Source organism: Paragemmobacter straminiformis, assembly GCF_014243445.1.
Taxonomy (GTDB): domain Bacteria; phylum Pseudomonadota; class Alphaproteobacteria; order Rhodobacterales; family Rhodobacteraceae; genus Paragemmobacter; species Paragemmobacter straminiformis.
The window spans coordinates 519,675-542,022 of record NZ_JACLQD010000003.1 but is presented as its reverse complement, the minus strand read 5'-3'; the positions used below and the strand labels follow the sequence as shown (position 1 = coordinate 542,022).

Genomic DNA, 22,348 nt, shown 5'->3' with positions numbered 1-22,348 from the left:
CCCCTCAGGTCTTGCGTTCCAGCTTCAACTGGCCGCTTGTGAGGTCGATCTCGCTGCGCAGGTAAAGCTCGATGGGCATGGGCTGGGCCCACATTTCGGCAATGATGTCAAAGGCCACGATTGCCTGCGATTGCTCTTTCTCGCCGCGAATCCTGACGTCGAGAGAGCCTGCGCTTATCCGCGGTTCATAGCGTTCGATGGCGCGCTGGATCGAGGCGCGAATGGTGCTGGCCCCTGAATCTGTGGAATACCCCCCGGCAATTTCGCTGATGCCGTAATTCAGCACCGACCTTGCGGCATGGGGGTATTTCTGCGCGTCGATCTCGAGGTGGTTGTCCGAGGTGTTCAACAGCCACGACAAATCGCGCTGCACGATCTCGCGCAGCCGCCGCAGGTCGATGACCCGGTCGTCACGGCTTTCGCGCAGATCGCCCGGCGCGTTGTCGGTCAGCCGGTCCAGAAGCGAGGGTTGCAGACGTTCCTCGTTGCGCTCAGCCATCCGAAGCGCCCCCGTGCTGCGGGCTGATGGTCAGCCGGCGCATGTCGAACAATGCCACCTCTCCGGCATCGGTCGCAAAAACGCGTTGCCCCAGACCAAAGAACCACCCGCCCGGCGTTTCCGTCCAGTCGGTTGCCCGTGCTAGCTTTTGCAGCGCATTGCCCGCTTGGATCGTGCCGGGATAGCGCGACGGGATCAGGCCGACCACCTCGCCACCATTGGCAAGGGTCAGGTTCACCGCCGTCCAGACCGCATCGCGCAGGTCGCTGGGCGGATCGGCACGTATTTCGGCAATCGCCGTAAAGGGCAGCCAGTAATACTTGCCGTTGACGATGATCTCGAGCAGCGGCCCGAAGCGCGTGTCGGCATCGGCGATCCACTCGAAAGCGGTCTCGTTCAGCGTCCCCGCCGCTGCGGGGGCCAGATCGAACGCCTTGTCGCGCAGCATCGCGGCCTCGGCCTCGCGCCCTTCGGCCAGCAGCTTCAAGGCGTTCAGCAACAGCGCGGTCCATTCCTGCGGCTCGCCGAAAACCAGCGGCTGCTTTTCGCCGCTGAACACCTTTTCGCGGTAAACCTCGCAGATGATCGCCTCGCGATAGGTCTGCGCCATCGAGGTGGCCGTTGGATCGAGTTCGGCGCACAGCTTCAACTGCGTGACCGCCCGCTTCCAGTCGCCAAGCACGCAAAGCAACTGGAACAGGAAGATACGGAGTTTCGCATCCTGCGGCTTGGCCCGAACCTCGGCCTGCAACGAGGCAAGGCATCCGCCGAGGTCGCCGGACTTCAAAAGCGTGACGGCAGAATCCACAGAACTCTCCGCGGGAAATGGATGAATGAAGCGAAAGACGGGGCGGCGTTAGCGCCGCCCCGTTTTGACTCAGATATCGTCCGTGGCGAGGTTGCGGACGCGGTTCCACTTCGTCTCGCTCTTCTTGCCCATGTCGTGCGCGCCATCCTTCTTTTGCGGGATGTATTCGATCTTGATGGCGCCATACTGCATGATCACCGTCTCTTCGCAGACGTCATCACCATCCGAACCGGACCAGCTGATATCCTGCACAAGCACCATCTTCATGGTGAAGCGCATGAAAAGCTGATCCGTCCTCGAAGCGGTCCCCGAGCGGCGCAGTTCGACCACGACGTCGTCGAAGTGCGTGCCAAGGCAAAGCGCCCCGAACAGCGCCGTCGAGGCGGTGTCGGTTTTCTTGGTGATCGTGAATTCCTTGAACGTCGCCTTGCCTGCGCCGCCACCGCTCGACATCGACCCGATGTTGATCGTGTTCTCGGCGCCGAGTTCGAAGCTGATGATCTCGAACGCGCCGAGTTTGCTCATGAAGTCGTCTTGCGTTTCGCCGAGGAAATGCCGGTCTTTCGGCTTGGTCGCGCAATAGCAAAATGCGTCAAATGCCATTTTCGTCTCCTTTTTCGATGGATGGGATCAGTTCGATCAGCAGCGTTCACATGGAAACAAGGTCACAAAGCGGCGGCCTTTGCGGCCGCCACCGGTCAGGTCGGAAGCTTCGAGACAAGCCGGAGGGAAACCGAAAGCCCTTCAAGCTGGTAATGCGGGCGCAGGAAGAACTTGGACGAATAGTAGCCGGGGTTCCCCTCGACATCTTCGACCACGACCTTGGCTTCGGCGAGAGGATGGCGCGCCTTTTCCTCTTCGGGAGAGGTTGCGGGGTTGAAGTCGACGTATTGCGAGATCCAGTTCTGCAACCAGCCTTCCATGCTTTCGCGGCTGCTGAACGACCCGACCTTGTCGCGCACCATGCACTTCAGGTAATGCGCAAAACGCGTGGTCGCGAACAGATAGGGCAGGCGCGCGGCCAGATTGGCGTTCGCCGTCGCATCCGGATTGTCGTATTCCGCAGGCTTGTGCAAAGACTGCGCACCGATAAAGGCCGCAACGTCGCTGTTCTTGCGATGGATCAGCGGCATCATGCCGTTCTTGGCAAGCTCGGCCTCGCGCCGGTCGGAAATGGCGATTTCCGTCGGGCACTTCATATCCACGCCGCCATCGTCGGTCGGGAAGGTATGGGCGGGCAGGTTGGTCACCGCACCGCCGCTTTCAACGCCGCGAATGCGCGAACACCAGCCGTATTCCTTGAACGACCGCGTGATGTTGGTCGCCATCGCATAGGCGGCGTTGACCCAGCAGTATTTGTCGCTCGACGCGCCCTCGGTGTCCTCCTCGAACGCGAAATCCTCGACCGGATCGGTTTTCGACCCATAGGGAATCCGTCCAAGGAAGCGCGGCATGGCGATGCCGATATAGCGGCTGTCCTCGCTCTCGCGCAGCGACCGCCAGGCCGCATATTCCGGCGTCTGGAAAATCTTGGTCAGGTCGCGCGGATTGGCCAGTTCCGACCAGTCGTCCATCTGGAACAGCGACGGCTTCGCGCCGGTGATCATCGGCGCATGGGCAGCCGCCGCGATCTTGGCAAGCTCGCCCAGCAGCTCCACATCGGGCGGCGAATGGTCAAAATGGTAATCGGCCACGATCGAGCCATAGGGCTCGCCGCCGAACTGGCCGAATTCTTCCTCGTAAACCCGCTTGAAGATCGGCGACTGGTCCCAAGCCGTGCCCTTGTATTTGCGCAGGGTCTTGGACAGGTCTTTCTTCGAAATCGCCATGAAGCGGATCTTCAGCGTCTCGTCGGTCTCGGTGTTGTTCACAAGGAAATGCAGACCCCGCCACGCGCTTTCCAGTTGCTGGAAATCCTCGTGGTGCAGGATGACGTTGATCTGTTCGGTCAGCTTCTTGTCGATCTCGGCGATGATGCCTTCGATGGTGCGCAAGGCGTCGGCATTGACCAGATCGGTGTTCGCCAAAGCCTGCTCGGCCAGCGTCTTTACGGCCTGCTCGACAGCGGTCCGCGCCTGATCGGACTTGGGGCGGAATTCCTTTTGCAGAAGTTGCGCGAATTCGCTGGATGCGAAGATCGTCTCGGTCGCGCCAGACGACACCTGTGCCTTTTCGTCAGCCATGGCTCACCTCACTCTTCGGCTTTGGGGGCGGGCGTCGAGGCCAGCGCCTTGAGAAGGGTGGGGTCCTGCATGATCTGGCTCATCAGGTTCTCGGCACCCGATTTGCCGTCCATATAGGTCATCAGGTTCGAAAGCTGCGTCCGCGCTTCCAGCAGCTTGCGCAGCGGTTCGACCTTGCGGGCGATTGCGGCGGGCGAGAAATCCTCCATCGATTCAAACGTGACATCCACCGCCAGATTGCCTTCGCCGGTCAGGGTGTTCGGCACGGTGAACGCGGCGCGCGGCTTCATCGACTTCATGCGGTCGTCGAAATTGTCGACGTCGATTTCAAGAAACTTGCGATCCGCAATCGCGGGCTGCGCCGCTTCGGACTTTCCGGCCAGATCGGCCATGACACCCATGACGAACGGCAGCTGAACCTTCTTTTCCGCCCCGTAGAGTTCGACATCATATTCGATCTGCACGCGTGGTGCCCTGTTTCGGGCCACGAACTTCTGTGAACTGCCGGCCATGCCTTGCTCCCTGTCTGTTTTCAATAATCGTCGGTTTTAATGCCGCCGACGCGTTGGACGCTGTCCAGCCCTTCCGGGGCCAACTCTTTGACAATGGTAAGAAAATCGGCACCGACCAGACCTTTGGCCCGCTCGATCAAAATCGCCAGCGGGCTCGAGGGTTCGGTGCGTTTGTAATAGGCAATGATCTGGTCAAGCGCCGCCACCACGTCTTGCCGGCTGGAAACCTGACCCGTGCCGCGCATCGCGGCGGGTGCTGCCGGACCGCCCCCGCCCGCAGGGGCTGCGGCTTCCTCGTCCTGCGCATCGGGTTCCGCCCGTGCGACGCCGGTGAAATCCTCGACGCGGCGGCGCAGCTGGTAAAGCATCCGCGACAGCTGGTCGAGGTCGGGCCCCTGCCCCGGCGTGCGATCCGAAAAGATGCTGTCGATGGCCTGCACGTCGCTTGACGCCTTGGCGATTGCCGCCGCGATGGCCTCTTTGGTTTCGCCGGACGTATCCTGAAACGCCGCGGAAATCGTCGCCACGTCGCTTGCCGTGTCCGAGGGAAGCGGGCTGATCTCGCCCTCGGCAATCAATATGTCCCGCAACGAGAACCTGCCGAATGCCCGGCTGTCGGTCAGCGGCGCGGTTCGCAGGGCCTTGAGCATCCGGTCCTGATCGGCAAAAGCCATCAGCGCGTTGATCCGCATCGTGGGATCATTGTCGTCGTCCGCGTCAAGCTGCGGGTGGCAACTGTCCCACCACTGCTCGAGGCAACCGCGCACATAGGATGTGGCCTCGGCAAATCCGGTCACGCCACGCGTTTTTGTCTCGGCCAATGCCAGCACGGCGGCGGCGCGCAGGTCATGGGCGCGGTGCAGAACGGCCGTCGCCTTTTCGGCCACATCGCGCCAATCCGGCTCGGACCCGCCGATGACATCATCGCCCATCTGCCGTTCGGCATCGGGCTGGGCGGCAAGCTCCATCGCAATGAAATCGCGGTCGTATTCAAGGTTGTCGCCGCTTGCCGAAGCCCCTTCGCGCGGCAACAGGAATTCGCTCACGTCCAATGCTGCACCCCTACGGTATGAACGACGCGCCCTTTGGAAACCCGTGACGCCCTGAAAATCCAAAAGGCTAACCCTGCCGCCTTAAGTTTAGTTTATACTCGTTAATAAGTATGTAAATCTTTACCTCTGGTGCGGGGCAAATTTGGAGGGCTGGGGGGAAGCGATGGCCAAAGCAACGGCGGACGACGACTCTGACGATGACGGCGAAGGCAGGCTCGATACCGCCGACCTGAAGGCATTGTTCAAGGTCGCCCGCAATCGCACCCTGCTTTTCGCCTATTGTCCCGGCGGCGCGGACGAAGACGTCCTGCTGCTCGACCGGCGCCGCCAGCCCGAACGGCTCGCCAAAGAGGCGCGCCGCGAATCGGCAGGAACCAAGGTGGCCTACGGGTCCATGACGGTCGAAGGCAAGATCCTGACCGTGACCTGCATAAAGGAATTGCCCTCGCTCTCACGCAGGCTGGCCAAGTATCTGCGCGAAAAGCACGTTCCGCTTCAGGTCCAGCTTGCCGTGCCGCCCCCCGCCAAGTGACCGGTCACGACAGGTCGACCAGCATGACCAGCACGTTCAGCGCCACATAGACCACCCCGAGGATCAGCATCGCCCAGCGGTCCAGCGCAAGGCTTGCGTCTTCTTGCTCCTTGTAGCGCAGTCGCAGCGACCAGATGCTGATGAAGACCGACAGGAAGATGACCCCCACGGCGATCAGGTTTATCTGCTCGGCCAAAGTCACCATCGTCGTCTGCGGCAGGGAATCCGATATGACGAACGAGTTCGCCGAAGCCGCAAAGATCGAACCGACCCCCATGCCGAACCGTGCGTCAAGGTCGTCGGCCTTCACAAGGAAGGCCAGCAAGCCCAGCACGACCGACAGCAGCGAGATCCAGAAAGACTTGAACAGCACGCCATAGCTCGTGCGCTCAAGCGACACCGGAAGCGTGAATCTGGAATAGACCGCAGCACTCTCTCCGGTCGCATGCATCCCGTAATCGGTATCGTAGACATGCGATTTGACGCTCGGCTCCAGCAAGGCAACGTCCCATCCGGCCACCGATACGCCCGGATCAAGCGAGGTGCCGGTATCGGCGATATAGATCAGCTGGTTCTCGGTCAGGTTCGCGTCTTCGAATTCAAGCTCGATGACATGGTTGTCCATCGGAAAGCGGCGCACGTCGAACTGGTGGTAGACCGTCGCCTGCACCCGCGCCGTCGCATAGTTGAAATCGCCGTCCATCGTCTGCGGGTTCGGCAGCCGGTTGGTGATGATCCCATTGGCGAGTTCGAAGGTCTCCACCGGATTGACGCTGTTCCCCTTCCAGCGGAACCAGACCCACATATCGACATCAAAGGTGCCGTCACGCGGCGACACATTCGTCAGCCGCAGGATATAGGCGCCGGCATAGACCTCGACCTGACCGGCCGTAGCCGCCGCCGTCGTGGCGGCAGGGTCTGTCGTGGCCGCAGGGTCTGTCGTCGTCTGCGCCAGCGCGGGAACCGCGAACACGACCAGTAAGAACAGCGCAAGGCTGCGGATGATCTTGCCGAGCATCGCGGGTCTCCTCGGTCAGAAGGACATTGTCACGCCGAAGTCGTAGGCAGTCTGGTCATTCCCCGCGAAAGGCGAATTTTCACGGACGATCCCGCCGGTCAGCCCGGCCCCTCCGCCAAGGTCATAGGCCGCCCCGATACCGTAATACCGAGAGTTCGGGCCATTGGTATCATCCGGCTGGCGCGCGTAGAAAACCGCGACGGCCAAAGGACCACGCTCCCAATCAAGGGAGAAATAGTAGTGTTCGTAAGGGGTCACCGAGAAGTTCGTGCAATACGGCGTACACGGGGGATCAAAGTCGTAACGGACGTTCCAATCCTCTTTCTGCCCGTAGACCGCTTTGGCCGAAAACTCGCCTATGTCGTAGGTCACGCTTGCCACGACGTTGAGTGTTGACGGTCTCGGGTCCGACGATACCTGTTCGACACCAAGCGCAACGGTCAATCCGTCAATCACGTAACGGCCGCCAAGCGACAGGTTCCTCTCGTTCTGGGAAAGGCCATTGTAATAGATCTCGCCGGTCGCCGAGGCGAACACAGCCCAGCCGGACCCGTAATATTCATACAGGACCGAAGGCCCCCAGGCCGCCCCGACGCTGCTCTGGTAGAACGTCGTCTCGTGGTTGTCGCCCAAGCCGGTCAGACTGATCGCGCTCACGCTGCCCACCGCGGCTTCGGCGGCGCTGTCGGTGTCCCCCATCGAAAGCATGCCGAACGGCCCCGAGATATAGACACGCCCGGCAACCCACGGCCGGAATTCTCCCGGAACGGCCAGTTCGGCCTCGTTCATCAGGACCCGCGCGCCGAAGCTCAGCCCGTTGTCGGTTTCCCCCGACATGTCGAACCGCACCCGGGCGCGGCTCGTGAACGAGACATCATCCGAAAACAGGCTTTGTTCGATCCCCATGCGGGCATCGCCCGACAGGGTGATTTCGGCTTGGGCCATGCCGGACAGAGCAAGGATAAAGGAACTGGCAAGCATCGTCTGGAAAACTGGGCGCATGCTGCAAACTCTCATGTTCGGGATCAAATTAATGAAAGTTAATACGCAAGACTCGCAAAATACAACCACAGGCTAGCCTCGCCCGAATCTTTCATCGCGCTGTGCCCATCAAATCACCACGCAAGCCCGCCACGCCTTGCGCCAGCGAAGCGGGCAGCACGGCAAAGCGCCCTTGGCGGCCCCGCCCGGACCTGTTTCGCGTAAAATCGCCACCCGCGGAATCGGTGCCTCGCCCCTCCTCCGCCCCAACGCCGCCCCAACACGCACGCGTCCGAAAGCGCCCCACCGCCCGCCCCATCCCCAAGCGCCAGCAAGCCACACCCACCCCCGCGATACGGCAGGTGAAGAAAGCCCCGCAAACGCGGGTTTCCGGAACAATTCGGCATGTGAAGGGGGGAAAGGTGGCGGAGCCGAAGGCAGCCATAGACCGTTCCTGCATCGTCTTGAGGCTTCCAACTAAACCAATAAAATATAGGTAAATATTCACTCTATCCGTCTAGCCCGTTCCCGCTTGTTCCGCTATGTTCCGCTTAGGCGTGGGGGAATTTTTGGGGGAATAAAATGGCGGAGCGGCGTGCAGAAAAAGTGCTATCGGCAGCTTTCCTTTCAACCGACCTAGCCCCCGGCAAGTATTTTGACGGCGGCAACATCGGCTTGTTCCTTCGCGTGGAACCGAACGGGAAGCGGTTTTGGGTGCAGCGCTTGACCGTGAAGGGGAAGCGAACCGAAATCGGGCTGGGCAGCTTTCCCCTAGTGAAGCTGGCCGATGCAAGGGCGCGGGCAACCGATAACAAACGGATGGCCGTGCTGGGGGGCGACCCGCTCGAAGCCAAGCGCAAGGCAAAGGATGCGCTGACCTTCACGCAAGCAATGGACCTTTTCCTAGCCAAGAAGGAAGCCGAATTCGGGAACGAGAAGCACAAGCGTCAATGGCGCTCTACTTTAGACGCCTATGCGCTGCCCGTGCTGGGCGGGCTGTCCGTTGCTTCGGTGGAAACGCGGCACGTTCTAAAGGTGCTGGAACCCATCTGGAACGACAAAACCGAAACGGCTTCGCGGCTTCGGCAGCGGATTGAAGCGGTGCTTTCTTGGGCGACCGTGGCGGGGCATCGCACGGGCGACAATCCGGCACGCTGGAAAGGCAACCTTGCGGAACTGTTGGCGAAGCCTAGCAAGGTGGCCGACAAGGGGAACCATCCGGCGCTTGCCTTGGCCGACGCGCCGCGCTGGTGGAAGGCTCTGGCCCAGCGCGAAGGTATGGCAGCACGGGCGCTGCAATTCATTGCCATGACGCTGGCACGCTCGGGCGAAGTGCGGGGCATGACTTGGGGCGAAGTGGACCTTAAGGCGGCACTCTGGACCGTTCCCGCCGAACGGATGAAAATGGGGCGGGAACATCGCGTGCCGCTCACCAAGGAAGCCGTGGCGATTCTCGAAGCCTTGCCCCGCATGGACGGCAGCCCCTACGTTTTCTTTGCGCCGAAGGGCGGGCAGCTTTCAGACATGACCATTAGCGCCGTAATGCGCCGAATGCAGGAAGCCGAAGTAGCGGCGGGCCGTGTGGGCTACCTTGACCCGCGTTCCAAGCGCCCAGCCGTGCCGCACGGGCTACGCTCTACATTTCGCGGCTGGGCTGCCGACGTAGGCTTTGAACGCGACATGGCGGAAATGGCCTTGGCCCATAACGTCGGCTCTGCCGTGGAGCGGGCTTATCAGCGTTCCGATATGCTCGAACGGCGGCGGGCAATGCTCGATTCGTGGGGAAGTGTTCTAAAAGGAATTGACGGCTCGGCATCCGTCCTTCCCCTTCGTAAGCCCTAGATATTGCGTCATATTCCATAGACGCCCCAAGATGCTTGACAGATTCCTTCCACCTTCCCAACTTAGGGTAGGTGGCGAGGGGTGAGGACTGGGAATACAGCCCGCAACGAACCATCCATCTAACGATGGCCAGAAGGAGGAGCATTGAAACCGGGTTGCCGCAGATTTGCGGTTCGCCCAACGCAAAGGAGGCATTTATGCCTGATATGATACTCCGTCGCCCAACCGTGCAACTTCGCACCGGGCTTTCCCGCTCCGCCATTTACGATGCGATGGCGAAGGGAAAATTCCCAAAACCCATCCAAATCGGAACGCGTGCAGTCGGCTGGGCTGAAAGCGAAATTGAAGCTTGGCTTGAAGCCCGCAAAGCGGCACGGGCTGCCTGAATGCTGGGGGCTGATGCAGCCCCGAACCGTTCTGACCTGACAGAAACAACGGCTCGGGGCCGGGATGCGGGAAAGCGTGATGCTGTCCGCGACCGGAAAATATCACCCTCAAAGCGGCAAGGCTATGCCGTGTTTACCGTGGAACCGACCGACGGCGCACCCTTCAAGGTATCCGTTAAAGGCCGGGTTCGCTGGGCAGTGGAGCGGCTTATCGCGGCGGGGGAAAAGGGCTGCACGCCCTTGCATCAACCCGCGCCACGTTGGAGCGGTTACATTAGAGAGGCTAGGCTTCTTGGACTGGAAATCGAAACCGTGACGGAAAAGCACGGCGGCGACTATCCGGGGCATCATGGCCGCTACGTCCTGCGGTGCAAAGTGACACAGGAAAGGGGCGGCCTATGAACCGCCTTCAAGTCCTTATGTTAATGCACCGATTCGGGCTGACTCCTGAACAAGCGGCGGCAATCGCCCTTCTCGCTTTCGGGGGGCCGCAATGACCGACGCTCGAACAATCGTCCTAGCATTGGGCGGCAAGTGGCATGGCCGTTACGGGCTTTGCCGTTGCCCGGCGCACGGCGACCGCAAGCCCAGCTTGTCGCTCTCGGACGGCAGCAATGGGCGGCTCTTGGCGAAATGCCATACAGGCTGCGACTTCGCGGCAATCGTGGAAGCCTTGAGGGGCTTGGGGCTTATCGAAGGGGGCGGCGCGTTCGTCGCCCCCGACCCGATAGCCCTTGCCCAGCGCGAAGCCGCAGAAAGGGCCGAAGCGGCAAAGCGTGCGGCGCAAGCGGAACGGCTCTGGCAAGAAGCCCAGCCCATCGAAGGAACGGCAGCCGAAGCATACCTTCGGGGCCGTGGCATCGGCGGGGCGCTGCCCCCGTCACTTCGCTTCCATCCGGCGTGCTGGCATCAATCGGCCAAGCGCTTTCCGGCAATGGTAGCGCGGCTCGAAGGCGCTATCGGCTTTGCCGTGCATCGGACCTACCTACGGGCCGACGGCTCGGGCAAGGCTGGCGTGGCCCCGGCAAAGGCGATGCTGGGCGCTACGTCTGGGGGCGCTGTAAGGCTCTCGCAGGGGCAAGGTGCGCTTGCCGTGGCCGAAGGGCTGGAAACCGCCTTAAGCCTTTCCTACGGGCTTCTTTCGGCCCCTACGGCGATATGGGCGGCGCTATCCACGTCTGGCCTTGCAACGCTTCGGCTGCCCCCCGCCCCTTCACGGCTGACCATTGCAAGCGACGGCGACAAACCGGGGCGCGAAGCGGCGCACGCTCTGGCCGAACGTGCCGTGGCGCTGGGCTGGGCTGTCTCAATCCTTCCCGCCCCGGATGGGGCTGACTGGAACGACGTTTTAACGGGAAAGGCGGTGCTGGCATGAACGCGCAACCGCAAGAAATCGAATTCAAAGGCGAAGGGCCGCAACCGCTCTTGCGTGAAATACCCAAGGGCGAACCTTACCCCGTGGCAGCCTTGGGGCCGCTTCGGGAAGCCGTCGAAGCTGTGCAGGGGGAAAGCCAAGCCCCTGTGGCAATTCCTGCCCAGTCGGCTTTGGCGGTGGCGGCTCTGGCCGTGCAGGGCTTTGCCGATGTGGAAACGCTTGGCGGCTTTAGCCCGGTTTCGCTCTATGCGCTGACCATCGCGCTATCGGGCGAACGGAAATCCACCTGCGATAAGGCGCTCTTGGCCCCGCTCTGGGCCTATGAACGGGAACAAGACCAAGCCCGCCAAGCCGATTTAGAAACGTGGAAAAACAGTCACGCGATATGGAAGGCCGAACGTGAACGGATAATGGCCGACACCAAGAAGCCCGACAAGCGCACAGCTGCGCGGGCTGACCTTGAAAAGCTAGGGCCGGAACCGTCGCCCCCGCCAACGGCTGACCGCACGGTCAGAAGCCCGACCTATGAAGGGCTGACCCGGCAATTCCGCGAAGGCTGCCCGGCGCTTGGCATCTTCTCGGACGAAGGCGGGCAATTCCTTGGCGGCTATGCCATGAAATCGGAGAACCGCCAAAGCACGCTGGCAGCCTTGAACGACGCATGGCAGGGGCAGCCCATCAAGCGCACGCTTAACGGCGAAGGCTCTCTAACCATGTATGGGCGGCGCTTGTCGGTTCACCTCATGGTGCAGCCCGGTGTGGCGCGAACCTTCATGGCGGATCCGATGGCAGGCGATACGGGCTTTCTGGCACGCTTCCTTGTGACCGAACCGCCCAGCACCATCGGAACGCGGTTAGCATCCTTGGCGCGAAGCGACCGGGCAGCGCTCGAAGCCTTCGGGGCGCGGCTGAACGCTATTCTGCAAACGCCCTTGCCCATCCATCCCGAAACACGGGCGCTCGAAACCCGCCCTTTGCATCTCGCCCCCGACGCTCGGGCGCTCTTGGTGCAATTCGCCGATGCTATAGAGGCGGAACAAGCACCGGGCCGAAGCCTTCGGCGGGTGACGGGCAGCGCTTCCAAGATAGCCGAACAAGCGGCGCGGATTGCCGGGGTGCTGACCTTGTGGCGCGACCTGCACGCCCCGCAAGTTGACGTGGCGACAATGGCCGACGGTATCATCTTGGCGCAATTCTACCTTTCCGAAGCCTTGCGGCTCGCCGACGCGGCAACGGTATCGGCAGAAATCGAAAGGGCCGAAACCTTGCGGGCTTGGCTCTTGGATAGCTTTCCCCATCGGGAAGTGACCGTGCGCGACGTGGTGCAGCTTGGGCCGAACGCACTACGAGAAGCTCCGAAAGCTAAGGCTGCAATCGCCCTTCTTGTTACGCATAATTGGTTAATCCCGCTCGAACGCGGGACCGTCATTCGCGGCGCGGCAAGGAAGGAAGCGTGGCTTAAAGTCGGTGCGGAAAATGTGGTTTGACGTGCAGCAAGCCGTTGCCGGGATAGTGGGGGGCGACAAGCCCCCTGCAACCTTCACCCCTGCTACAACCGCTACAACCGCTACAAAGCATGACCCGCCCCGACCCCGTGTAGCAATTGTAGCGAGTGTAGCAGCCCCTACGGCTCGAAATCCCGAAACCGACGGGGCAGCCGACGCGGAACGCTTGGCCGATATGCTGGCAACATCGGGGCCGACTACCTACGGGGCAGCAGCCGTTGCGCTGGGCTGGGGCGCTACAAGGGCATGGCAAGCCGAAGCGAGGTTAAGGGCATCGGGCCACGTGGAGTATGACGCGCTAGGCCGGGCAAGGCTCCGATAGCCGACCAAAGGACGGTTTGATTGCTAGCGGGCTGTGAGAAAGATTATTCCTTAAATTTATCGCTCCAGTCCGTTCCCCGCCGTTCAATAGCGAACGCTGCGGCACCTTGGAGCAAGCCGTCTAGCGGATGCGAAGCGCAATACTGGTCCATCCAAAAAAACACTTGGTCCTTTGCGACCTTTGTGGGTCGCCCCCACAAATCCAGTCCAGACCCCATAGACATGCCATTTATAAGGCCGACCAAGTGGGGTTCTAAGGGCGTTGCACCTTTAGCTCTAGAAGCCCAGTCGGCACACGTCCAAGAGTCGACAACCCAAATTTGCTCTACGGCAAACGACCATTGTGGGGCCGCTAAAGTCATGCAAACCGCAAGCGCACAAGACATGAAGTAGTTGCCCATGAGAAGCTCCTTAGGTGGAATGTTTCTTTCGTTGAAATAGCTCTGCAAGTAGTGGCCATAGCTTTCCATTATCATGGAAAGGCGCTTTGGACGACAGAACCTTAGGGCAATTTTAGGGTGCCTTTCTGCAATGACGGAAAGCCGAATTTTCGAACGCCATAAAAAAAGGGAATTTTCCCGCGCCGTAAAAAGGGGGCGATGGATGCTCTGGGACTCGAAATGAGCCAAATGAAGTCAAACCGCTCCCACCTGCCTACAGAACCTAGAGAACCGAGGGGCGAAGGCTTCGCTTGCATTCCTTGGGCGCTGCGCGGCTTGGCGTGAAAGCTTCTGCCCCGCACGTTTTGCATTGCCACTTCACTAGGCGCGTTCCCGACCTGTAGCCAAGCCGCTTCCATTTGCAGGGGCGGCTTCGGCGTTTCGGCAGAAGCATGGCCAATCCCCCGACAATGCCCGCAAGTAGAAGAACGTAGGGAAGCCAAGCTTCGGGCCGCTCCGTAAGGAACCGAAAACCCCGATTTAGGAAGTCTGCATCGTCAAACATCACGGCTCCAAATCGCCACTTGTTCCGCCGAATTCCTAGGGCATCCGGCGCGATGAGGGGGATTTTTTGGGGGAAGTAAAATCCGATTTCCCAATAAAATCATATACTTAAGTGGGTAAAATGGCGGAGCCGAAGGGATTCGAACCCTCGAGACGGTTCCCCGTCTGCACCCTTAGCAGGGGTGTGCCTTCGACCACTCGGCCACAGCTCCGCCGACCGCAATAACGGGGGCTGGGGGGGCGTGCAAGGGGGTTATGGCGACTTCGGTGCGGCGACGGGCGGATTTGCCGATGGCTGCGATCCTGCGGCTGCCGCGCGGCGGGCGGCAAGGGCCAGCCCCGCAGCTTGCGGCGGGCAAGCGGGTCGCGCATCGGCAAAGGCAGCGCGGAACCCTTCGATCTGGTCGGCGTCCAACATCTGGCACCACTCGTACATCCGGCGGGAACAGCCCCGTCGGCACAGCGTCATTCTGCATCTCAGCACGATGCCGGGCAAGGGGTTTCCCGCCGCGGCAAACCTCGGGTCAGCCGCTGAACAGGAAATGCAGCACGTCGCCGTCCTTGACCTCGTAGGTCTTGCCCTCGACGCGGAACTTGCCCGCCTCCTTGGCGCCCGCCTCGCCGTTTCCGGCGACATAATCCTCGTAGGCGATGGTTTCCGACCGGATGAAACCCTTTTCGAAATCGCCGTGGATCACCCCGGCCGCGCGCGGGGCAAGCCAGCCCGCCTCGATCGTCCAGGCGCGGGCCTCCTTGGGGCCGACGGTGAAATAGGTGCGCAGACCCAGCAGGGCGTAGCCCGCCTTGATCAGACGGTCGAGCCCCGCCTCCTGCAGGCCCATCTCCTCGAGGAACATCGCCGCTTCGTCATCGGCAAGCTGGCTGATCTCTTCCTCGATCCGGGCCGAGATCACCACCGAAGCCGCCCCCTGCGCCTTGGCCATCGCCGCCACGCGGTCCGACTGGCTGTTGCCGGTCGCGGCCTTCGATTCCTCGACGTTGCAGACAAACAGCACGGGCTTGGCGGTCAGCAGTTGCAGCATCCGCCACTGGCGCTCGTCCTCGGGGTCGATCTTGACGGTGCGCGCAGGCTTGCCCGCGTTCAGCGCGGCAAGGGCAGCCCGCAGCAGCCGGTCCTGATCCAGCGTGTCCTGGTCACCGCCGCGCAGCTTCTTGGCAAGGTTCGCAAGCCGCCGCTCGATCGATTCCATATCGGCCAGCATCAGCTCGGTCTCGATGGTCTCGGCATCGGCGACGGGGTCGATCCGGCCTTCGACATGGGTGATGTCGCCATCCTCGAAACAGCGCAGCACGTGGGCGATGGCGTCGCATTCGCGGATATTGGCCAGGAACTGGTTGCCCAACCCCTCGCCCTTGGACGCGCCCCGCACCAGCCCCGCGATATCGACGAAGGTCATCCGCGTCGGGATGATCTGCTTCGATCCGGCAATCGCGGCCAGCTTGTCCAGCCGCGCATCGGGCACGGCCACCTCGCCCACATTCGGCTCGATGGTGCAGAACGGAAAATTCGCGGCCTGCGCGGCGGCGGTGCGCGTCAGCGCGTTGAACAGCGTCGATTTGCCGACATTCGGCAGACCCACGATCCCCATCTTGAAACCCATCGCGCCGTTCTCCGTTATCCTGAACGGGCCGCTTCTAGTTTGCGGGGGCGGGGTTATCAAGTTCCCCCGGGAAAATCCCCCGACTCGGGCCTGTTGCGCTACACTGTCCCCACCCAAGCCGAGGAGGCCGCCATGCCCATTCCCTACATCCATTTCGACGGTCATTGCGCCGAGGCGCTGGCTTTCTACGCCGATGTCTTCGGGGCCGAGGACCTGTCGATGATGCGCTATTCCGACGCGCCGGAAATGGACGACACGATGCGCGACCCGACACGGGTGATCCACGGCCAGTTGACCCTGCCCGACGGCATGCTGATGGCGTCCGACTACCCCCCCGGAATGCCGGCCGACCCGCAATCGGCCGTCTCGATCATGACCGTGGCCGACACGGTTTCCGAAGGGCAGCGCCTTTTCAATGCCCTCTCCGACCACGGCCATGTGGTGCAAGGCTTCGGCCCCAGCTTCTTTTCGCGCGGCTTCGGAATGCTCAAGGACCGCTACGGCACGCATTGGATGATCTCGGTCGCGCCCGAAGAACCGCTCGACGCCACCGCCGACGCATGATCCCCGCCAACGGGCGGGTTGATCTTTCCCGCCCGCCCGTGCGAAACCCCCTGTGGTGTTGAATGGGGCGGGGCAAAACATGACCAGAATCGACGATACCTTCGCGCGGCTTCGGGCCGAGGGGAAGAAAGCCTTCGTCTCCTACATCATGGGCGGCGACCCCGATGATGCGACCTCGCTCGCCGTGATGCAGGGGCTTCCCGCCGCCGGCGTCGACATCATCGAACTCGGCATGCCCTTCACCGACCCGATGGCCGACGGCCCGACGATCCAGCTTGCCGGCCAGCGCGCGCTGGAACAGGGCATGACGATGGACCGCATCCTCGACATGGTCCGCAGCTTCCGCAAGGGCGACACCACCACGCCCATCGTGCTGATGGGCTATTACAACCCGATCTACTCGCGCGGCGTCGACCGCTTCCTGACCGATGCCAAAGCCGCCGGCATCGACGGGCTGATCGTCGTCGACCTCCCGCCCGAGGAAGACAGCGAGCTTTGCATCCCCGCACAGGCGGCAGGGCTGAACTTCATCCGCCTCGCGACACCCACGACCGATGCCAAGCGCCTGCCCAAGGTGCTGCAGAATACGTCGGGCTTCGTCTATTACGTCTCGATCACCGGCATCACCGGGGCGGGGGCGGCCGTCGCCACCAACGTCGGCCCCGAGGTTGCCCGCATCAAGGCCGCAACCGACCTGCCCGTGATCGTGGGCTTCGGCATCACGACGCCGGACGCCGCGCGCACCATCGCCTCTGTGGCGGACGGCTGCGTCGTGGGTTCGGCCATCGTCAAGGAAATCGGCGCGGGCCGCTCGGTGCCCGAGGTTCTGGCTTTCGTCGCGGGCCTCTCGGCAGGCGCGCATTCGGCCTAGGCGTCGCGCAGCGTCTCCATCACCTGACGCAGCCCGAACATCGCCGCCCGCAGCGGGGCCAGCCCCTGCACATCCACACGCGCGGCCAGCGCGTCAAGATCGGGACCAAGCGCCGTCATCGCCACGCTGCGCAGCGTGCGCCCCTTGGGCGTAAGCCAGACCAGTTTCGACCGCCCGTCCTTGGGGTTCGGCTCGATCCTGACCAGCCCGTGCTTTTCCAGCACGATCAGCGTATGCGTCATCGAGGTTTTCGGCACCTCGAAGGTGCGGGCCAGCGCCACGGGGGTCTGCCCCTCGCCCGCAAGGAACAGATGGTTCAGCACCGCGAATTGCGACCACTGGAACCCCTTGGGCAACCGCGCCTCGACAAGCGCGCGCACCATCTGGTCAAAGGCGCTGACCTCGGCGAAAAAACCCAAAAGGCCCGAATGGCCCGCGTCCCTGTCCTGCATACCGTCACCCTTGGTTCCATACCGCACCAACACGTCCGAACCGGAACGAAGTGGTGCCATCCCGAACCTCGTAGATCGGGCAAGACCGCACGAATATCTGACCAGAGGCACAAGACAGGGCAGCCAGAGGCACGGCCCTAGACCTTTCGGATGGGAAGGATTGCGCCGGAACGTCGATATTGGTAAGATGAACTAACCAATCAGCAAAGGTTTGCCGAAATGCCCGTCATCACCTGCATCGACGACCTCAAGCGTCTGCACAAGCGCCGCACGCCCAAGATGTTCTTCGATTACTGCGAAAGCGGCAGCTACACCGAGCAGACCTTCCGCGAGAACACGACCGATTTCCAGAAGCTGCGCCTGCGCCAGAAGGTTGCGGTCGACATGTCGGGCCGCAGCACCGCCAGCACCATGATCGGCGAGCCTGTCGCCATGCCCGTGGCCCTTGCCCCCGTCGGCATGACCGGAATGCAAAGGGCCGATGGCGAGATCAAGGCCGCCCGCGCCGCCGAGAAATTCGGCCTGCCCTTCACCCTCTCGACCATGTCGATCTGCTCGATCGAGGACATCGCAGCCCACAGCAAGAAACCCTTCTGGTTCCAGCTCTACGTGATGAAGGACGAAGAGTTCGTCGACAGCGCCATCGAGCGCGCCCGCGCGGCGGGCTGTTCGGCGCTGGTCCTCACGCTCGACCTGCAAATCCTCGGGCAGCGGCACAAGGACCTCAAGAACGGCCTCTCCGCCCCGCCGCGCCTGACCCTTCCGAACCTGATGGATATCGCCATCCGCCCGCAATGGGCGCTGGAAATGCTCGGCACCCCGCGCCGCACCTTCCGCAACATCGTGGGCCACGCCAAGGGCGTCGGCGACATGTCGAGCCTGATGAGCTGGACCAACGAACAGTTCGACCCGCATCTCGACTGGGACAAGATCGCCCGCATCCGCGACAAATGGGGCGGCAAGCTGATCCTCAAAGGCATCCTCGACGTCGAGGACGCCAAGCGCGCCGCCGATTTCGGGGCCGATGCGATCATCGTCTCGAACCACGGCGGGCGGCAGCTTGACGGCGCGCTCTCGGCCATCCGCATGCTTCCCGCCATCGTCCGCGCCGTGGGCGACCGGACCGAGGTGTTCATGGACAGCGGCATCCGCTCGGGGCAAGACGTTCTCAAGGCGCTGGCACTGGGCGCCAAGGGCACCTTCATCGGCCGCGCCTATATCCACGGCCTCGGCGCGATGGGCGAGGCTGGCGTGACCGCCGCGCTCGAGGTGATCCGCAAGGAACTCGACATCACGATGGCGCTCTGTGGCGAAAAGAACGTAAAGAACCTCAGCCGCGACAACCTGCTGGTTCCGGCCGATTTCGAGGGGCTCTGGGCCTAGCGGCAAACCGCCCGCGCGGGGGCGCCCCGCGCGCGCAAGGGCCGGACGCGGGCAGAACGCCGTCAGTCCGCCTTTTGCCGCGCCATGATCGGGGCAAGCACAAGCACCATCATCAGCATCGCGGCGGCAAAGACAAAGGCAAAGCGCAGCCCGAAGGTTCCGGCAAGAAAACCCAGCGTCGGCGGGCCGAAGAAATAGCCGAAATAGCCGTAAAGCGTCGCCCGCGCCACCGCCCGCGCCCGCGCCTCGGCCGTGGCAAGCCGCCCGACCAGCGAAAAGGCCGTGGGTGCGATGACCGAAGACCCAAGCCCCATCACGATGAACCCCGCATAGGCCATTTCGGGACTTGTCGCCAAAGCCGCGCCCAGCGCGCCCAGCGCCGACAGAAGCGCGCCCCCCATCAGCACCCGCGACGGATCGAGCCGCGTCACCAGCCCCTGCCCGGCCAGCCGCGACAGCCCCATCGTCAGCGCCAGCGCCGCAGGCCCCATCGCGCCCTGCTCGGGCGATCCGCCCAGCGTCTTTTCGATATGCAGCGCCGACCAGCTTTCCGCCGCGTTCTCGGTCAGGAAGGCGATCAGCACGATCCCGCCCCCGATCAGCGGAACCAGCCCCAACCGCGCCGCCGCGCCGCCGCCCTTGGGCTTGCGCAGCCCGTGGATCGCGCCATCCCTCTCCCACGACAATGCCGCGCAACATCCCGCCAGCAACGCGCAGCTTCCCATGACCCATGCAGGGCCCCATTCCGCCCCCCGCATCGCCCCCGTCAGCAAGGCACCGCCCGCATAGCCGAAACTATAGGCCGCATGGCACAGGTTCATCAGATGCAACCCGCGTTCGTTCTCGAGCGCCGAGACGCGGGCATTCATCAGCACATCGGTCAAGCCCGTGGCCGCCCCGCAGCACATCATCGCCAGCGGAAAGACCCAGGCGACCGTCACCTGCCCGGGCAAGGCGAAACTGGCCGCCATCGCCAGCGCCGCCACCGGCACCGCCACGCGGCCAAGCCATGCGCCGATCATCGGGGCAAGCAGCATCGCCACCACCGCCGCAAGCGGGGTCGGCAAAAGGATCAGCCCCAGCCGCGTCTCGTCCACGCCGACCTGGTCCTTCAGGTCCGGCAGCACGGCGGCAAAGGTGCCCCACAGCACGCCCATCGCGGCAAAGGCGGCAACCGGCGCGCGGGCCACGGCAAGGGTGCGAAAGATCGACATGGGCTGGAAACTCCTGTCCGTCGCAGCTAGGACGGGGCCGCGCCGCGGGCAAGTCTGGCCGCGACAGGCAGGCACCGTCCGCGACAGAGCCGCCCGAAACCGCCCTTTTCCCGCTTTCCTTCATGGCGAATCACGGCTATAGCCCCCCGGTCGCGTCGCACACCCTTGGAGGGCGGCGGACTTATTTATGGAGAACCACCATGGCTCGCGAGATCCCCGATCTTCAGGCTGCGGTACGGACGGGGACAGGCAAGGGGGCCGCTCGTCAAGCTCGTCGTGAGGGCTACGTACCCGGCATCGTATATGGCGACGGCAAAGAGCCCTCGCCCATCAACCTGAACTACAACTACCTGCTCAAGCGCCTGCGTCAGGGCCGCTTCCTGCAAACGCTCTTCAACCTGAAGATCGAAGGCGGCGAAGAAGTCCACGTGATCTGCCGCGGCGTCCAGCGCGACGTCGTCAAGGATCTGCCGACGCATGTCGACTTCATGCGCATCCACGACGAATCGCGGATCAACCTGTTCATCCACGTGAACTTCGACAATGCTGCGGCCTCGCCGGGCATCAAGCGTGGCGGCACCCTGACCGTCGTGCGCGCCGAAGTCGAACTCGAGGTGCTGGCCGGTGACATCCCCGACCACATCACCGTGGACCTGACCGGCCGCCAGATCGGCGACGTGATCCACATCGAAGACGTGGCCCTGCCCGCCGGCGCCAAGCCGACGATCAACCGCAACTTCGTGATCGCCAAGATCGACGCTCCGACCGGCCTCGTGGCTTCGGAAGACGAGTGATCTTTGACCAAGACTGACCAAAGGGCGCGGGGAAACCTGCGCCCTTTTGCTTTGCCGCGCGCCTAGTGGCCCAGACGGGCGGCAAAGGCCCGCGCCTCGGCTGGGGCCTGTCCCAGCCCCCCTGCCCCGAAAAGCGCAGCCCAATCACCATCGGGAAAGCGCTCGGCCACCAGCGCCGCAAGCGGCAGGCCCGAGTCCAGCGCCCTTGCGCACAGCGCCTTGACCTCGGCCTGCGCCTCGGGCCGCGGCAGACGGGCGGCAAGGGCAAAGGCCAATGCCTCGGCATGGATCAGCCCCAGCCCGCCATCAAGCTGCACCCGCATCGCCTCGCCGTCGGGCGTCAGTCCGGCCAGCATCCCCTCGGCCAGCGCCAGCATCTTGCCGGTCGAGATGCACATCTGCGGCAGCGTCAGCCATTCCGTGAACCACGCCGCCCCGTCGCGCTGCTGGCGGTGCAGCCCTGCGCCCTGCATCGTAGCGGCCAGCCCGATCACCTGCCGTGACAGCGCCACCAGAACCGATGGTGCCACCGGATTGCGCTTCTGCGGCATGGTCGACGACGACCCGCCCCCACCCAGCGACACCTCGGCCAGCCCCGATTGCGCCAGCAGGATCACATCCTCGCCCATCTTGCCCAGACTGCCCGCCAGCCCTGCCGCAAAGCCCGCCAGCCGCGCCATGCCCGACCGGTCGCTGTGCCAGCTGTGGCCCGGATCGGCCAACCCCAACGCCTCGGCCAGCCGCGCCCGCACCTCGGGCCCGGCCTCGCCCATCGCCGAAAGCGTGCCCGCCGCCCCTGAAAGCGAGACATTCAGCACCGCCGCCCGCAGCGGGTCGAACCCGTCGCGCCAGCCCAGCAGGGGCCAGCCCCATGCCGCGACCACAGCCCCGAAGCTGACCGGCGTCGCCGCCTGCCCGAAGGTGCGCCCCGCCATCGGCAGGTCGGCATGGTCGCGCGCCAGACGGCCCAACCGCTGCAAGACCGCATCCAGCCGCGCCTGCCACAGCTCGAGCATCCGCCGCAACCGCAGCGCCAGCGCCGTGTCCATGATGTCCTGACTGGTCGCCCCCCAATGCAAGTATTGCATCAGATCGGGCGCTTCCGCCGCCTTGCGAAAGGCCGCCAGAAACGCCGGAACCGGCACGCCGTTCACCCCCGTCTCGGCAGCAAGCCCCGCAGGGTCGATCTGCACCTCATGCGCCGCCCGCGCGATAAAGGCCGCCGCCTCCGGCGGGATCAGGCCCGTCTCGCCCTGCACCTTGGCCAGCGCTGCCTCGACGATCAGCATGGCGCGCAGCTCGGCGCTGTCCGAAAACAGCCGCGCCCCCTCGTCATCGCTGAAAAGCTGGCGGTAGATGGCGCTGTCGGCGGGGCTTGCGGGCATGGGGGCCTCGGGTTTGCTGCGGTTCCGGCAGGCACATGGCCGTTCCGCAACGGGTTGCGCAAGCCCTTCCTTCGGCCACGGCGCCCGCGACAAGGCGGCAACCCC

Annotated in this window: 23 protein-coding genes and 1 tRNA gene; 10 read left to right on the top strand and 14 right to left on the bottom strand. The window is 63.2% G+C overall.

Going from position 1 to position 22,348, the window contains the following annotated elements; genetic code table 11:
• Positions 1 to 4: 4 nt before the first annotated feature.
• The 6 genes from tssE to tssA all read right to left on the bottom strand — a co-directional run bounded on the left by tssE (position 5) and on the right by tssA (position 5,048).
• A complete protein-coding gene (tssE, locus tag H7F16_RS13045; RefSeq protein ID WP_185798036.1) occupies positions 5 to 499 on the bottom strand; it encodes a type VI secretion system baseplate subunit TssE in 495 nt (164 codons plus the stop codon).
• Positions 492 to 1,307 carry a type VI secretion system accessory protein TagJ gene (locus H7F16_RS13040; protein WP_185798035.1) on the bottom strand — a complete coding sequence of 272 codons (816 nt, stop codon included), beginning with the start codon at positions 1,305 to 1,307 and terminating at the stop codon, positions 492 to 494. Before H7F16_RS13040 ends, tssE begins: the two co-directional genes overlap by 8 nt.
• A 69-nt stretch (positions 1,308 to 1,376) precedes the next feature.
• Positions 1,377 to 1,910: an Hcp family type VI secretion system effector gene (locus H7F16_RS13035; protein ID WP_185798034.1), complete on the bottom strand. Its 534-nt coding sequence runs from the start codon at positions 1,908 to 1,910 to the stop codon at positions 1,377 to 1,379.
• A 95-nt stretch (positions 1,911 to 2,005) separates the two neighbouring features.
• Positions 2,006 to 3,490: a type VI secretion system contractile sheath large subunit gene (gene tssC, locus H7F16_RS13030; RefSeq protein WP_185798033.1), complete on the bottom strand. Its 1,485-nt coding sequence runs from the start codon at positions 3,488 to 3,490 to the stop codon at positions 2,006 to 2,008.
• 8 nt (positions 3,491 to 3,498) lie between these two features.
• A complete protein-coding gene (tssB, locus tag H7F16_RS13025) occupies positions 3,499 to 4,002 on the bottom strand; it encodes a type VI secretion system contractile sheath small subunit (RefSeq protein ID WP_185798032.1) in 504 nt (167 codons plus the stop codon).
• Positions 4,003 to 4,022: 20 nt separating this feature from the next.
• Complete coding sequence (gene tssA / locus H7F16_RS13020; RefSeq protein ID WP_338402006.1) at positions 4,023 to 5,048, bottom strand: type VI secretion system protein TssA; 1,026 nt, start codon at positions 5,046 to 5,048, stop codon at positions 4,023 to 4,025.
• A gap of 169 nt (positions 5,049 to 5,217) precedes the next feature.
• Here tssA and H7F16_RS13015 point away from each other — a divergent pair, with 169 nt between their 5' ends.
• On the top strand, positions 5,218 to 5,586 hold the full coding sequence (locus H7F16_RS13015) for a hypothetical protein (RefSeq protein WP_185798030.1): 369 nt from the start codon (positions 5,218 to 5,220) through the stop codon (positions 5,584 to 5,586).
• Between the two features lie 4 nt (positions 5,587 to 5,590).
• Here H7F16_RS13015 and H7F16_RS13010 read toward each other — a convergent pair whose 3' ends face one another.
• Together H7F16_RS13010 and H7F16_RS13005 are read right to left on the bottom strand one after the other, a co-directional pair.
• Positions 5,591 to 6,604: a ligand-gated ion channel gene (locus H7F16_RS13010; protein ID WP_185798029.1), complete on the bottom strand. Its 1,014-nt coding sequence runs from the start codon at positions 6,602 to 6,604 to the stop codon at positions 5,591 to 5,593.
• A gap of 15 nt (positions 6,605 to 6,619) precedes the next feature.
• A complete protein-coding gene (locus tag H7F16_RS13005) occupies positions 6,620 to 7,606 on the bottom strand; it encodes a porin (RefSeq protein ID WP_185798028.1) in 987 nt (328 codons plus the stop codon).
• 561 nt (positions 7,607 to 8,167) lie between these two features.
• On the opposite strand from H7F16_RS13005, the gene H7F16_RS13000 reads away from it, so the two are divergent.
• From H7F16_RS13000 to H7F16_RS12985, 5 genes are all read left to right on the top strand, one after another.
• Positions 8,168 to 9,427: a tyrosine-type recombinase/integrase gene (locus H7F16_RS13000; RefSeq protein ID WP_185798027.1), complete on the top strand. Its 1,260-nt coding sequence runs from the start codon at positions 8,168 to 8,170 to the stop codon at positions 9,425 to 9,427.
• A 197-nt stretch (positions 9,428 to 9,624) separates the two neighbouring features.
• A complete protein-coding gene (locus H7F16_RS12995) occupies positions 9,625 to 9,813 on the top strand; it encodes a helix-turn-helix transcriptional regulator (protein WP_185798026.1) in 189 nt (62 codons plus the stop codon).
• Complete coding sequence (locus H7F16_RS20050; protein WP_422121121.1) at positions 9,814 to 10,215, top strand: winged helix domain-containing protein; 402 nt, start codon at positions 9,814 to 9,816, stop codon at positions 10,213 to 10,215. It abuts the gene before it with no gap.
• 91 nt (positions 10,216 to 10,306) lie between these two features.
• Positions 10,307 to 11,188: a DUF7146 domain-containing protein gene (locus tag H7F16_RS12990; RefSeq protein ID WP_185798025.1), complete on the top strand. Its 882-nt coding sequence runs from the start codon at positions 10,307 to 10,309 to the stop codon at positions 11,186 to 11,188.
• Entirely contained in the window at positions 11,185 to 12,675 is a 1,491-nt protein-coding gene (locus H7F16_RS12985; RefSeq protein ID WP_185798024.1) for a YfjI family protein, read from the top strand. The genes H7F16_RS12990 and H7F16_RS12985 overlap by 4 nt, the downstream gene beginning before the upstream one ends.
• Positions 12,676 to 14,080: 1,405 nt before the next feature.
• Here H7F16_RS12985 and H7F16_RS12980 read toward each other — a convergent pair.
• From H7F16_RS12980 to ychF, 3 genes are all read right to left on the bottom strand, one after another.
• Positions 14,081 to 14,170, bottom strand: a tRNA-Ser gene (locus H7F16_RS12980).
• Between the two features lie 41 nt (positions 14,171 to 14,211).
• Positions 14,212 to 14,427 (bottom strand): hypothetical protein, encoded by a 216-nt coding sequence (locus H7F16_RS12975; RefSeq protein WP_185798023.1) that lies wholly within the window; start codon positions 14,425 to 14,427, stop codon positions 14,212 to 14,214.
• A gap of 55 nt (positions 14,428 to 14,482) precedes the next feature.
• Entirely contained in the window at positions 14,483 to 15,580 is a 1,098-nt protein-coding gene (gene ychF, locus H7F16_RS12970) for a redox-regulated ATPase YchF (protein WP_185798022.1), read from the bottom strand.
• A 132-nt stretch (positions 15,581 to 15,712) separates the two neighbouring features.
• Between ychF and H7F16_RS12965 the strand changes: the two genes are divergently transcribed.
• Positions 15,713 to 16,144, top strand: a complete 432-nt coding sequence (locus H7F16_RS12965) for a VOC family protein (protein ID WP_185798021.1) — start codon at positions 15,713 to 15,715, stop codon at positions 16,142 to 16,144.
• A 79-nt stretch (positions 16,145 to 16,223) separates the two neighbouring features.
• Positions 16,224 to 17,015: a tryptophan synthase subunit alpha gene (gene trpA, locus H7F16_RS12960; protein ID WP_185798020.1), complete on the top strand. Its 792-nt coding sequence runs from the start codon at positions 16,224 to 16,226 to the stop codon at positions 17,013 to 17,015.
• On the opposite strand, the gene H7F16_RS12955 is transcribed toward trpA, so the two are convergent.
• Positions 17,012 to 17,467, bottom strand: coding sequence for a MarR family winged helix-turn-helix transcriptional regulator (locus tag H7F16_RS12955; protein WP_185798019.1), 456 nt, complete (start codon positions 17,465 to 17,467; stop codon positions 17,012 to 17,014). The genes trpA and H7F16_RS12955 overlap by 4 nt on opposite strands.
• Positions 17,468 to 17,686: 219 nt before the next feature.
• Here H7F16_RS12955 and H7F16_RS12950 point away from each other — a divergent pair, with 219 nt between their 5' ends.
• Complete coding sequence (locus tag H7F16_RS12950) at positions 17,687 to 18,850, top strand: alpha-hydroxy acid oxidase (protein ID WP_185798018.1); 1,164 nt, start codon at positions 17,687 to 17,689, stop codon at positions 18,848 to 18,850.
• A gap of 62 nt (positions 18,851 to 18,912) precedes the next feature.
• Here the strand turns inward: H7F16_RS12950 and H7F16_RS12945 are convergent, their stop codons facing one another.
• Positions 18,913 to 20,064, bottom strand: a complete 1,152-nt coding sequence (locus H7F16_RS12945) for an MFS transporter (protein WP_185798017.1) — start codon at positions 20,062 to 20,064, stop codon at positions 18,913 to 18,915.
• Positions 20,065 to 20,264: 200 nt separating this feature from the next.
• Between H7F16_RS12945 and H7F16_RS12940 the strand changes: the two genes are divergently transcribed.
• Positions 20,265 to 20,858: a 50S ribosomal protein L25/general stress protein Ctc gene (locus H7F16_RS12940; protein WP_185798016.1), complete on the top strand. Its 594-nt coding sequence runs from the start codon at positions 20,265 to 20,267 to the stop codon at positions 20,856 to 20,858.
• A gap of 62 nt (positions 20,859 to 20,920) precedes the next feature.
• On the opposite strand, the gene H7F16_RS12935 is transcribed toward H7F16_RS12940, so the two are convergent.
• Positions 20,921 to 22,243 (bottom strand): lyase family protein, encoded by a 1,323-nt coding sequence (locus tag H7F16_RS12935; protein ID WP_185798015.1) that lies wholly within the window; start codon positions 22,241 to 22,243, stop codon positions 20,921 to 20,923.
• Positions 22,244 to 22,348: the final 105 nt, after the last annotated feature.